A 12532-nucleotide genomic window follows, 5' to 3' on the forward strand; every position below is an offset into this window, starting at 1 on the left:
GCCGTTGCCGTTGAGGTTGCCGGCCAGCGGCCGGCACTACCGCGGGTGCCGGGTGCAACCCGGCCGACGCCCCCAACCCGTACAATATCCGGATGCCTCTGATTACTCTGCAGAACGTCGACTTCAGCGTCGGCGGCCCGTTGTTGCTGGAAAAGGCCGAACTGTCGATCGAGCCGGGCGAACGCATCGCCCTGATCGGCCGCAACGGCGCCGGCAAATCCACCCTGCTCAAGCTGCTGTCCGGCGACCACAAGCCCGATGACGGCGAAGTCCGCGTGCAGCAGGGGGTGCGCGTCACCCGCCTGGAGCAGGAAGTGCCGCATGGCGCCGCCGGCTCGGTGTTCGATGTTGTGGCCGACGGCCTCGGCGAACTGGGCCAGTGGCTGGCCGAATTCCACCACCTCAGCCATGCCGAAGTATTCGATGGCGAAGCCCTCGGCAACGTACAGGCCAAGATCGATGCCTCCAACGGCTGGGGCCTGGACCAGCGCGTCAGCGAAACCCTGACCAAGCTCGACCTGGACGGCGAGGCCGAGTTCGGTCGCCTGTCCGGCGGCATGAAGCGCCGCGTGCTGCTCGCCCGCGCGCTGGTGTCCAGCCCCGACGTACTGCTGCTGGACGAACCGACCAACCACCTGGACATCGAAGCCATCGACTGGCTCGAAGCGTTCCTGAAGGGCTGGAGCGGCAGCGTGGTGTTCGTCACCCACGACCGTCGCTTCCTGCGTGCACTGGCCACCCGCATCGTCGAGATCGACCGCGGCCAGGTCACCAGCTGGCCGGGCGACTGGGCCAACTACGAGCGCCGCCGCGAGGAACGCCTCAACGCGCAGGCGCAGGAGAACGCCCGCTTCGACAAGCTGCTGGCGCAGGAGGAAGTCTGGATCCGGCAGGGCATCAAGGCCCGGCGTACCCGTGACGAAGGCCGCGTGCGCCGCCTGAAGGCGATGCGCACCGAACGCTCGCAGCGCCGCGACCTCAGCGGCAACGTCAAGATGGAAGCCGCGCAGGGCGTCAGCTCCGGCAAGAAGGTCATCGACGTCAAGGACATTTCGTTCGCCTTCGGCGAGCGCACCATGGTCCGCGATTTCACCACCACCATCCTGCGTGGCGACCGCATCGGCCTGATCGGCCCCAACGGCAGCGGCAAGACCACGCTGCTGAAGCTGCTGCTGGGCGAACTGCAGCCGGCCAAGGGCGAGGTCAACGCGGGCACCAACCTGCAGATCGCGTATTTCGACCAGTACCGCGCGGTGCTGCGCGAAGACTGGAGCGCGATCGAGAACGTCGCCGAAGGCCGCGATTTCCTCGAGTTCAACGGCAAGCGCAAGCACGTGCATGCCTACCTGCAGGACTTCATGTTCACCCCGGAACGAGCGCGTGCGCCGATCACCCGCCTGTCCGGTGGCGAGCGCAACCGCCTGCTGCTGGCCAAGCTGTTCGCGCAGCCATCCAACCTGCTGGTGATGGACGAACCGACCAACGACCTGGACGTGGAAACCCTGGAGCTGCTGGAAGAGCTGCTGGGCGAGTACACCGGCACGCTGCTGCTGGTCAGCCATGACCGTGACTTCATCGACAACGTGGTGACCTCCACGCTGGTGATGGAGGGCGACGGCGTGATCGGCGAGTACGTCGGTGGCTACAGCGACTGGCAGCGCTATGCGGCCAGCGTGGCTGCACCTGCTGCGGCCCCGGCTGCCAAGCCAGCGACCGCTGCACCGGCCGCTCCGGCGGCTGCGACCCCCGCTGCGCCCAAGCGCAAGTTGGCCTACAAGGAAGCGCGCGAGCTGGAGCAGCTGCCGAAGACCATCGAGAAGCTGGAAGGCGATGTCGAAGGGCTGACCTCGGCGATGAACGACCCGTCGTTCTACACCCGCAGCAGCGCCGAAGTAACCGCGCACACCCAGCAGCTGGCCAAGGTGCAGGCCGAGCTGGATGCGGCCTACGCGCGCTGGGAAGAGCTGGAAGGCTGAGCGTCTGTCACGGCCGTCTCGCCCGGCGGGCGGCTGTGGCTTTTGATCTGATTCCGCCTTGAAGCGAGCCGAGCACCGCAGGTCCGGCGAGGGCGAAGAGGCGCGGGTGTCTGAGCGCAGCGAGTTCCCGCGCCGTCCCCCGGTGGGCCGAGGAGCGCAGGGTACCGGTGCGCAGCATCGGCTCGCGGACGGCGGAGCGTTTCTTTTGGTTACTTTTCTTTGCGCGCAAAGAAAAGTAACGCCCATGAACGCCTCAGATTGCAGCAGTCATGATCCGCGCAGCGCGGTCATTTAACCCCGTGCAGATCCCGCAGCTGGCTCGGCCGGCTGCCGAAATACGCCGCCAGATCGGCGATGTCCTGATCGCTCAGGTCCTTCGCCTGCGGCGTCATCAGCGCATGCTGGCGGTCACCGGCGCGGTAGGCCTGCAGCGCATGCGCCAGGTAATCACCGTACTGCCCACCCAGCTTCGGATAGGTCGCATCGATCGGCGCGTTGCCGTCGGCCCCGTGGCAGTCGATGCAGCTCTGGTTGGTGGCTTTGCCCTTCACCTTGGCGCGGACTTCACCGGCGGCCTCGCGACCTGCCGGCAGGCCGGCGGAGGACGATGAACCGTGTTCGCCGCTGGCATGGCCCGGGTCGGCGGCGGATTTCTCGCTGTTCTCCACCTGCGACTGTGAACAGGCCGCCAGCAGCAGGGCAACGGACAGGGCGATGGCGTGACGCATCGGATGCGCGGCTTTCGACATGGGCGGGCCTTACTTGACGGTGGACAGGTAAACAGAGAGATCGGCGATCTCCTGTTCGCTGAAACTCATCGACTGCGCCTGCATCGTTGGATGCCGGCGCTTGCCCTGGCGGTATTCGGTCAGGGCCTGGGCCAGGTACTGCTGGGTCTGGCCGCCGATCTTCGGCACCCGGTAGCTGGGGTAGGCGTTCTTGTAGCCGGTGATGCCATGGCACCCTTGGCAGGTATAGGCCAGGACACGGCCATTGTCGAAGTTGCCGGTGGGTGCGGCAGGCGCCGGGGCAGCGGCGGGAGCCGGGGCCGGGGCGGGTGTGGCAGGAGCAGGAGCAGGAGCGGGCTGTGCGGCGGCCCCAAGGGGCAGGAGGACGGCCAGAGCGAGACAAGCGGCGAGCGGCTGCGGGCGCATGGTGTCGTTTCCGGGGATTCGGGTCTGGTCGTTCCGGCGTGGGGTACGGAACGCCCCGAGTATAGCCTCAGGTTTCATCTAGCTGAAATGGGGGGAGGCCGACCAGCGGCGTGAAGGCACCATGACCTTTGGGATATGGTGTTGCCGTGAAGTGGTGCATTACTTTGCTACCACACCTGTCCACGCATCCTCCAGGGATCTGACGATGTCGCACCCAACCTTCCTGTCCGGCCGTCGCAGCGGAATCTGCGCTGCCGCACTGCTGATCTCCACCTCCCTGCTGCTGGGCGGTTGCGCCGCAGGGCCCAATTCCGAAGCCAAGGCCGCCGAGACCAAGGAGGAGAAGAAGGTCGACGCGGTCCCGGTCGAAGTGGCCGTGGCCAGCCATCGCGCGGTCGCCGCCAGCTACACCGGTACCGCCGCGTTGGAGCCGCGCGCCGAATCGCAGGTGGTCGCCAAGACCTCCGGCGTGGCGCTGGCGGTGCTGGTCGAAGAAGGCCAGCGGGTCACTGCCGGCCAGCCGCTGGTGCGCCTGGACCCGGACCGTGCGCGGCTGGCAGTGGCACAGAGCGAAGCGCAGATGCGCAAGCTGGAAAACAACTACCAGCGCGCGCAGAAGCTGGTCGGCCAGCAGATGGTCAGCGCTGCAGACGTCGACCAGCTGCGCTTCGACCTGGAGAACGTCCGCGCGCAGTACCGCCTGGCCACGCTGGAGCTGTCCTACACCACGGTGGTGGCACCGATCTCCGGCGTGATCGCTTCGCGTTCGATCAAGACCGGCAACTTCGTGCAGATCAACACGCCGATCTTCCGCATCGTCGACAACTCGCGGCTGGAAGCCACCCTCAACGTGCCCGAGCGCGAGCTGGCCACGCTGCGCGCCGGCCAGCCGGTGACGCTGGCCGCCGATGCGCTGCCGGGGCAGAGCTTCACCGGCACCGTCGATCGCATCGCGCCGGTGGTGGATTCGGGCAGCGGTACGTTTCGCGTGGTCAGTGCCTTCGACGGCGCCGCGCACGCGCTGCAGCCCGGCATGTTCGGGCGCATCCGCATCGACTACGACCAGCGCGCCGATGCACTCGTGGTGCCGCGCCTGGCGCTGCTCGACGATGGTGAGCCGGCGGTGTTCCGGGTGCGCGAAGGCAAGGTCGCACGCGTTCCGGTCAAGCTGGGTTACGCCGAGGGCCCGTGGGTGGAGATCCGTGATGGCCTGGCGGCCGGTGATCAGGTGGTCACCGCCGGCAAGGTCGCCCTGCGCGACGGCACCGCGGTGCAGGTGATCGCCGATCCGAAGGCAAAGGCGAAGACGGTCGCAGCGGCCGCCAAGCCGGCAGACAAGGCCGGGAGCAAGCAATGACCGCCCCGGGCCACGACCACGGTGCCTCGCCGGCGAGCGACGGCGCCGCCGCCGGCATGCGCGGCGGCCTGGTGGAGTTCGCCACCCGCCGCCGCGTGACCATCGCCATGTGCACGGTCACCCTGCTGCTGTTCGGCCTGATCGCGCTGGGCAACCTCAAGGTCAACCTGCTGCCTGACCTGAGCTACCCGACGCTGACCGTGCGCACCGAGTACACCGGTTCGGCGCCGACCGAAATCGAAACCCTGATCACCCAGCCGGTTGAAGAGGCGGTCGGCGTGGTCAAGAACCTGCGCAAGCTGAAGTCGGTCTCGCGCACCGGCCAGAGCGATGTGGTGCTGGAGTTCGCCTGGGGCACCAACATGGACCAGGCCAGCCTGGAGGTGCGCGACAAGATGGAAGCGCTGAACCTGCCACTGGAGGCCAAGGCCCCGGTGCTGCTGCGCTTCAATCCGTCCACCGAGCCGATCATGCGCCTGGTGCTGTCGAACAAGGTGGCGCCGACCAGCGATGCCGATGCGGTCCGCGAGCTGACCGGCCTGCGCCGCTATGCCGATGAAGACCTGAAGAAGAAGCTGGAGCCGGTCACCGGCGTGGCCGCGGTCAAGGTCGGCGGTGGCCTCGAGGACGAGATCCAGGTCGACATCGACCAGCAGAAGCTGGCCCAGCTGAACCTGCCGATCGACACCGTCATCAAGCGCCTGAAGGACGAGAACATCAACATCTCCGGCGGCCGCCTGGAGGAGGGTTCGCAGCGCTTCCTGGTGCGTACCGTCAACCAGTTCGCCGATCTGGAGGAGATCCGCAACCTGCTGGTCACCACCCAGGCGTCGAACGGCAGCGCGGCCGACTCGGCGTTGCAGCAGATGTTCAACATCGCCGCGTCGACCGGTTCGGCGGCAGCCATCGCGGCGGCATCGGCGGCGCAGAGCGCATCGTCCGGCGGTGGTTCCAGCGTGGTCGCCAACGGTGTGCCGGTGCGCCTGAAGGACGTGGCCACCGTGCGCCAGGGCTACAAGGAGCGCGAAGCGGTGATCCGCCTGGGCGGCAAGGAATCGGTCGAACTGGCGATCTACAAGGAAGGCGACGCCAATACCGTGTCCACCGCCGAAGCGCTGCGCAAGCGCCTGGAGCAGATCAAGGGCACGTTCCCGTCCGATGTCGAGATGACCACCATCGAGGACCAGTCGCGCTTCATCGAGCACGCCATCGCCGACGTCAAGAAGGATGCAGTGATCGGCGGCCTGCTGGCGATCCTGATCATCTTCCTGTTCCTGCGTGATGGCTGGAGCACGTTCGTGATCAGCCTGTCGCTGCCGGTCTCGATCATCGCCACGTTCTTCTTCATGGGCCAGCTCGGCCTGAGCTTGAACGTGATGTCGCTGGGCGGTCTGGCACTGGCCACCGGCCTGGTGGTGGATGACTCGATCGTGGTGCTGGAGAGCATCGCCAAGGCCCGCGAGCGTGGCCTGGGCATCCTGCAGGCGGCCATCGCCGGTACCCGCGAAGTGAGCATGGCGGTGGTCGCCTCCACCCTGACCACCATCGCGGTGTTCCTGCCGCTGGTGTTCGTCGATGGCATCGCTGGCCAGCTGTTCCGCGACCAGGCGTTGACCGTGGCGATCGCCATCGCGATCTCGCTGCTGGTGTCGATGACCCTGATCCCGATGCTGAGCTCGCTGAAGGGACGGCCGCCGCTGGCGTTCCCGGAAGAAGCGCCGAACGAACCGTGGCAACCGCAGAACCGCTGGCAGAAGCCGGTTGCGCTGGGCCGTCGTGGCGCCGTGGCGACCGCGCGCTGGAGCTTCTACGCGCTGGCCTGGCTGGTCGTGCGGGCGTGGCGTGGCGTGGTGGCGGTGGTCGGCCCGGTGATGCGCAAGGCCAGCGATCTGGCGATGAAGCCCTACGCCGGCGCCGAGCGTGGCTACCTGCGCCTGCTGCCGAGCGCACTGGCACACCCGGGCAAGGTGCTGGGCGTGGCCTCGATCATCTTCGTGGCGACCATGGCGCTGGTGCCGATGCTCGGTGCCGACCTGATTCCGCAGCTGGCGCAGGACCGTTTCGAGATGACGGTGAAGCTGCCGGCCGGCACGCCGCTGAAGCAGACCGATGCGCTGGTGCGCGAGCTGCAGCTGGCACACGGCAAGGGCGAAGGCGTGGCCTCGCTGTACGGTGTCAGCGGCAGCGGCACCCGCCTCGATGCCAGCCCCACCGAGAGCGGCGAGAACATCGGCAAGCTGACCGTGGTGATGGAAGGCGGTGGCAATGCACGCACCGAGGCCGAGATCACCGAGCGCCTGCGTGACACCATGGGCCAGCACCCGGGTGCGCAGGTCGATTTCGCGCGGCCGGCGTTGTTCAGCTTCTCCACGCCGCTGGAAATCGAGCTGCGCGGGCAGGACATGGCGACGCTCGAAGTAGCCGGCCAGCGCCTGGCGGCGCTGCTGCGCGGCAATGCGCACTACGCCGATGTGAAGTCGACGGTGGAAGAGGGCTTCCCGGAAATCCAGATCCGCTTCGATCAGGAACGCGCCGGTGCGCTCGGCCTGACCACGCGCCAGATCGCCGACGTGGTGGTGAAGAAGGTGCGCGGCGATGTCGCCACCCGCTACAGCTTCCGTGACCGCAAGATCGACGTGCTGGTGCGTGCGCAGGAAGGCGACCGCGCCAGCGTGGAGAGCATCCGCCGGCTGATCGTCAATCCGGGCAGCACCCGTCCGGTCACGCTGGACGCGGTAGCCGAAGTGGTCGCCACCACTGGACCCAGTGAGATCCACCGTGCCGACCAGACGCGGGTGGCGGTGGTGTCGGCCAACCTGCGCGACATCGATCTTGGCGCGGCCATGCGCGAGGTGCAGCAGATGGTCGCCGAGCAGCCGCTGGGTGCGGGCGTCGGCCTGCACATCGGTGGCCAGGGCGAGGAGCTGGCGCAGGCGGCGAAGTCGTTGATCTTCGCCTTCGGCCTGGCGATCTTCCTGGTCTACCTGGTGATGGCCTCGCAGTTCGAATCGCTGCTGCACCCGTTCGTGATCCTGTTCACCATCCCGCTGGCGCTGGTCGGTGCGATCCTGGCGCTGATGCTGACCGGCAAGCCCATCTCGGTGGTGGTGTTCATCGGCCTGATCCTGCTGGTCGGCCTGGTCACCAAGAACGCGATCATCCTGATCGACAAGGTCAACCAGCTGCGCGAGGCTGGCGTGGCCAAGCACGAGGCGCTGGTGGAAGGTGCGCGCTCGCGCCTGCGGCCGATCATCATGACCACGCTGTGCACGCTGTTCGGCTTCCTGCCGTTGGCGGTGGCGATGGGTGAGGGCGCTGAAGTGCGCGCGCCAATGGCGATCACCGTGATCGGCGGCCTGCTGGTGTCGACCCTTCTGACCCTGCTGGTGATCCCGGTGGTGTACGACCTGATGGACCGTCGTGGCGATGCGTATTACCGCGAACGTGGCCGCAAGCATGCCGGCGGGATCGAGCCGGGTGCAGCGGGCAGCGCGGCGGGTGTGGAGGAACCGGCATGAGTGTGGCCGAGTTCTCCATCCGCCGCCCGGTCACCACCATCATGTGTTTCGTGTCGCTGGTGGTGATCGGCCTGATCGCTTCGTTCCGGCTGCCGTTGGAAGCGCTGCCGGACATCTCCGCGCCGTTCCTGTTCGTGCAGATTCCGTACACCGGCTCCACCCCGGAGGAAGTGGAACGGACCATCATCCGTCCGGTCGAGGAGTCGCTGGCGACGATGACCGGCATCAAGCGCATGCGCTCGTCGGCCACCTCCGAGGCGGCGCTGGTCTACATCGAGTTCAGTGACTGGGACCGTGACATTGCGATTGCCGCTTCGGATGCCCGCGAGCGCATCGATGCGATCCGCAGTGACCTGCCTGACGACCTGCAGCGCTACAACGTGTTCAAGTGGTCCAGCAGCGACCAGCCGGTGCTGAAGGTGCGCCTGGCCAGCACCACCGACCTGACCACCGCCTATGACATGCTCGACCGCGAGTTCAAGCGGCGCATCGAGCGCATCCCCGGCGTGGCCCGCGTCGACATCACCGGTGCGCCGCCGAACGAGGTGGAGATCGCCATTGATCCGAACCGCCTCAACGCGCACGGCCTGAGCATCAATGAACTGAGTGAGCGCCTGCGTACGCTGAATTTCTCGATCTCGGCCGGGCAGATCGACGACAACGGCCAGCGCGTGCGCGTGCAGCCGGTGGGCGAGATCACCGACCTGCAGGAGATGCGTGACCTGGTGATCAACGCCAAGGGCCTGCGCCTGGGGGACATCGCCGACGTGCGCCTGAAGCCGGCGCGGATGAACTACGGGCGCCGCCTCGATGGCAACCCGGCGGTTGGCCTGGACATCTTCAAGGAGCGCAGCGCCAACCTGGTGGAGGTGTCGCGCGCGGCACTGGCCGAGGTTGAATCGATCCGTGCCGAAGCGTCGATGCGCGACGTGCAGATCAAGGTGATCGACAACCAGGGCAAGGCGGTGACCTCCTCGCTGCTGGAACTGGCCGAGGCCGGTGCGGTCGGCCTGATCCTGTCGATCACGGTGCTGTTCTTCTTCCTGCGCCATTGGCCGTCGACGCTGATGGTGACCCTGGCCATTCCGATCTGCTTCACCATCACCCTGGGCTTCATGTACTTCGTCGGGGTGACGCTGAACATCCTGACCATGATGGGCCTGCTGCTGGCGGTGGGCATGCTGGTCGACAACGCCGTGGTGGTGGTGGAAAGCATCTACCAGGAACGCGAGCGCATGCCGGGGCAGCCGCGCCTGGCCTCGATCATCGGCACCCGCAACGTGGCCATCGCGCTCAGCGCCGGCACGCTGTGCCACTGCATCGTGTTCGTGCCGAACCTGTTCGGCGAGACCAACAACATCAGCATCTTCATGGCGCAGATCGCGATCACCATCTCGGTCTCGTTGCTGGCCTCGTGGCTGGTTGCGGTCAGTCTGATCCCGATGCTGTCCGCGCGCATGGCCACGCCGAAGCTGGTGCACTCGCAGACCGGCATGATCGCGCGCCTGCAGCGCCGCTACGCGACGCTGCTGGACTGGTCGCTGCGCCATCGAGGCTGGAGCCTGCTCGGCATCCTGCTGGTGGTGCTGGTCAGCCTGGTGCCGATGAAGCTGACCAAGATCGACATGTTTGGTGGTGACGGTGGCAAGGACATCTTCATCGGCTACATGTGGAAGGGTGCCTACACCTACCGCCAGATGTCCGATGAAGTAGCACGGGTGGAGAACTGGATCGACCAGAACCGTGAGCGCCTGCACGTGAAGCAGGTCTATTCCTGGTACAGCGAGCAGGAAGGCAGCTCCACCGTGGTCACCCTGGACGAAAAGTACGCCAAGGACATCAAGGCGCTGCAGGAAGAGCTGCGCAAGGGCCTGCCGAAGTCCGCCCGCACCGACTATTTCGTTGGCAACCAGGGCGGCGATGGCGGTGGCGGTGGCAACCAGGGGGTGCAGGTGCAGCTGGTCGGCGACTCCAGTTCGATGCTGCAGGAGATCGGGCAGGAAGTGGTACCGCTGTTGGCCCAGCGCGCCGAGCTGCGCGACGTGCGCATCGACAATGGCGAGAAGGGCGGCGAGCTGAAGGTGCGTGTCGATCGTGAGCGCGCCGCAGCGTTCGGCTTCAATGCCGAGCAGGTGGCCAGCTTCGTCGGCCTGGCGCTGCGCGGTGCACCGATGCGCGAGTTCCGCCGCGGTGACAACGAAGTACCGGTATGGGTGCGCTTCGCCGGCGCCGAGCAGAGCAGCCCGGAAGACCTGGCCGGTTTCAGCGTGCGCACCGGCGACGGCCGCAGCGTGCCACTGCTGAGCCTGGTCACCGTCGACGTCGGTTCGTCGGCCACCCAGATCGGACGCACCAACCGCCAGACCACGCTGACCATCAAGGCCAACCTGGCCGAGAAGGTCACCGCGCCGGATGGCCGCAAGGCGATGGAGTCGGTGCTCAAGCCGATGAACTTCCCGGCCGGCTATGGCTTCACCTTCGATGGCGGCGACTACGGCAACGACGATGAAGCGATGCAGCAGATGGTGTTCAACCTGCTGATCGCGCTGGTGATGATCTACGTGGTGATGGCGGCGGTGTTCGAGTCGCTGCTGTTCCCGGCGGCGATCATGAGTGGCGTGCTGTTCTCGATCTTCGGCGTGTTCTGGCTGTTCTGGATCACCGGCACCTCGTTCGGGATCATGTCCTTCATCGGCATCCTGGTGCTGATGGGCGTGGTGGTGAACAACGGCATCGTGATGATCGAGCACATCAACAACCTGCGGCGCGGCGGCATGGGCCGAACGCAGGCTTTGGTTGAGGGCTCACGCGAGCGCCTGCGCCCGATCATGATGACGATGGGCACGGCGATCCTGGCGATGGTGCCGATCTCGCTGACCAGTACGCAGATGTTCGGCAATGGCCCGGAGTACGCGCCGATGGCGCGCGCGATTGCCGGCGGCCTGGCGTTCTCGACCGTGGTCAGCCTGCTGTTCCTGCCGACGATCTATGCAGTGCTGGATGACCTGCGCAGTGCGGTGACACGCTTGATCCGCCGCGCCCGCGGTCTGGAGATCGTGCCGGGTACCCCGGTGTAGTGGTCGAGCTTGCTCGACCGTCCGTAATGCACGGCAACGTGTTGTGGTGTGGGGGAGGCCGGTCGTAGTGGGGCGGCCTCCCCCCTTTTTTTGATGTTCTGCGCAGAGCATGCTCGGCCGATCTTTGCGGTCGGCGTAAAGCGTGCCAACCAAGGTTGGCACCTACCGGTCGCGCGCGCAGACGCCGTGCGGCCGGTAGCGCCGGGCCATGCCCGGCGGGGCGTTGCAATCAACCGGCGACCTTGCCCCACACCTTGAACGTGGTCAGCCACAGGCCGAGCATGCTGCCGATGTTGGTCAGCATGAAGGTCAGCACCACGCGGGTGACGCGGTTGCGATACCAGCCCTTCAGGCTCTGCGCATCGTCGCGCAGCTTCAGGAAGTCCTCATACGCAGGCTTGCGCAGGCGCGCTTCCACCAGGGCCGAGAATGCGCCGGTCGGGATGCTCAGGCGGAACGGCTTGAACGGCGCCACCGCGATCGCGGTGAGGATGCTCAGCGGATGGCCGCCGGCCAGCAGGCAGCCCAGGCCGGCGAGGCCACCGGTATACATCGCCCAGGTCGCCAGCAGTTCGGTGCCCACGCCCAGACCACCGCGGTAGAAACCTACGCCGATACCGGTCGCCACGATCGCCAGGATGCCCAGCGTGAACCACGGAATGTTGCGCTTCTTCGGCACCGCTTCCAGCTCGGCGCGCAGCGGCGCCGGTGCTTCGGTATCGGTTTCCAGGTAGCGCGCCAGCCCGGCCAGGTGGCCGGCACCCACCACCGCCAGCACTTCACGCTGCTGCGCGTCGTGTTCCTCGCGCAGGCGCGTGGCCATGTAACGGTCACGTTCGCCGATGATGGTCTCGTACAGCGCCGGGCTCTCGCTGGCGAACTCGCCGAAGCTCGACTCCAGCATGTCGCCCTGCTTGAGCTTCTCGATCTCGTTCTCGCCGACTTCCTCGGACGAGAACAGGCCAGCCCCGAGACCGGCGACCAGCTTCAGCTTGCCGAAGAAGCCCAGCCGCTGCGAGGCACGGCGGAAGGTCAGGCCAACCTCGCGGTCGATCAGGTGCACGGGCAGGTGGCGCTCGCGTGCCAGTTCCACCGCGCGTTTCAGTTCCGCGCCCGGCTCGATGTCGAGCTGTTCGGCCAGGCGGCGCTGGTACGCGGACAGGGCCAGGTTGGCGGCGAACAGGGCAACGCGGCCCTTGCGGATCACCTCGACCAGGTCGAGCTTGGCCAGCGTGTCCGGGTCGCTCAGCGCCTGCAGGCGCTGCGGGTCCAGTTCAACGGCAACGGCATCGAAGCGGCCGCTGTCGATGGCTTTTTCCACCGCCTCGACGCTGGAGCGGGAGACGTGGGCGGTGCCCAGCAGGGTATAACGCACGCCGTCGCGTTCAACGACGCGTACCGGCTGGCCGGCGAACAGATCGTCGCCGGTCTCGGGAAGGGTTTCAGTCAT

Annotated in this window: 7 protein-coding genes; 4 read left to right on the forward strand and 3 right to left on the reverse strand. The window is 66.8% G+C overall.

The annotated features are described in order from the left end of the window. Nucleotides 1–92: 92 nt before the first annotated feature. A complete protein-coding gene (locus tag SriyCCGPB3_RS08845; RefSeq protein WP_153855020.1) occupies nucleotides 93–1976 on the forward strand; it encodes an ATP-binding cassette domain-containing protein in 1884 nt (627 codons plus the stop codon). Nucleotides 1977–2263: 287 nt separating this feature from the next. Here the strand turns inward: SriyCCGPB3_RS08845 and SriyCCGPB3_RS08850 are convergent, their stop codons facing one another. Continuing rightward, the gene (locus tag SriyCCGPB3_RS08850) at nucleotides 2264–2725 is read right to left on the reverse strand and encodes a c-type cytochrome (RefSeq protein ID WP_153855019.1); all 462 of its coding nucleotides are present in this window, start codon (nucleotides 2723–2725) and stop codon (nucleotides 2264–2266) included. Between the two features lie 9 nt (nucleotides 2726–2734). Beyond that, nucleotides 2735–3130, reverse strand: a complete 396-nt coding sequence (locus SriyCCGPB3_RS08855; RefSeq protein WP_343543305.1) for a c-type cytochrome — start codon at nucleotides 3128–3130, stop codon at nucleotides 2735–2737. Nucleotides 3131–3335: 205 nt separating this feature from the next. Here SriyCCGPB3_RS08855 and SriyCCGPB3_RS08860 point away from each other — a divergent pair, with 205 nt between their 5' ends. The 3 genes from SriyCCGPB3_RS08860 to SriyCCGPB3_RS08870 are packed head-to-tail and all read left to right on the forward strand — an operon-like array spanning nucleotide 3336 to nucleotide 11082. Then, nucleotides 3336–4487: an efflux RND transporter periplasmic adaptor subunit gene (locus SriyCCGPB3_RS08860; protein ID WP_021204157.1), complete on the forward strand. Its 1152-nt coding sequence runs from the start codon at nucleotides 3336–3338 to the stop codon at nucleotides 4485–4487. Then, the gene (locus SriyCCGPB3_RS08865) at nucleotides 4484–8005 is read left to right on the forward strand and encodes an efflux RND transporter permease subunit (protein WP_433963288.1); all 3522 of its coding nucleotides are present in this window, start codon (nucleotides 4484–4486) and stop codon (nucleotides 8003–8005) included. Before SriyCCGPB3_RS08860 ends, SriyCCGPB3_RS08865 begins: the two co-directional genes overlap by 4 nt. After that, nucleotides 8002–11082 carry an efflux RND transporter permease subunit gene (locus SriyCCGPB3_RS08870; protein ID WP_153855016.1) on the forward strand — a complete coding sequence of 1027 codons (3081 nt, stop codon included), beginning with the start codon at nucleotides 8002–8004 and terminating at the stop codon, nucleotides 11080–11082. The genes SriyCCGPB3_RS08865 and SriyCCGPB3_RS08870 overlap by 4 nt, the downstream gene beginning before the upstream one ends. 229 nt (nucleotides 11083–11311) lie before the next feature. Here SriyCCGPB3_RS08870 and SriyCCGPB3_RS08875 read toward each other — a convergent pair whose 3' ends face one another. Next, on the reverse strand, nucleotides 11312–12532 hold the full coding sequence (locus SriyCCGPB3_RS08875; protein WP_153855015.1) for a TraB/GumN family protein: 1221 nt from the start codon (nucleotides 12530–12532) through the stop codon (nucleotides 11312–11314).

It is taken from the genome of Stenotrophomonas riyadhensis (assembly GCF_040256885.1).
Classification (GTDB): Bacteria; Pseudomonadota; Gammaproteobacteria; order Xanthomonadales; family Xanthomonadaceae; genus Stenotrophomonas; species Stenotrophomonas riyadhensis.

What these genes read in the sequence shown, in the direction of transcription:
- SriyCCGPB3_RS08845 (WP_153855020.1), top strand. Translation starts at nt 93, where the DNA reads ATGCCTCTGATTACTCTGCAGAACGTCGACTTCAGCGTCGGCGGCCCG.
- SriyCCGPB3_RS08850 (WP_153855019.1), bottom strand. Translation starts at nt 2,725, where the DNA reads ATGTCGAAAGCCGCGCATCCGATGCGTCACGCCATCGCCCTGTCCGTT.
- SriyCCGPB3_RS08865 (WP_433963288.1), top strand. Translation starts at nt 4,484, where the DNA reads ATGACCGCCCCGGGCCACGACCACGGTGCCTCGCCGGCGAGCGACGGC.
- SriyCCGPB3_RS08855 (WP_343543305.1), bottom strand. Translation starts at nt 3,130, where the DNA reads ATGCGCCCGCAGCCGCTCGCCGCTTGTCTCGCTCTGGCCGTCCTCCTG.
- SriyCCGPB3_RS08870 (WP_153855016.1), top strand. Translation starts at nt 8,002, where the DNA reads ATGAGTGTGGCCGAGTTCTCCATCCGCCGCCCGGTCACCACCATCATG.
- SriyCCGPB3_RS08875 (WP_153855015.1), bottom strand. Translation starts at nt 12,532, where the DNA reads ATGACTGAAACCCTTCCCGAGACCGGCGACGATCTGTTCGCCGGCCAG.
- SriyCCGPB3_RS08860 (WP_021204157.1), top strand. Translation starts at nt 3,336, where the DNA reads ATGTCGCACCCAACCTTCCTGTCCGGCCGTCGCAGCGGAATCTGCGCT.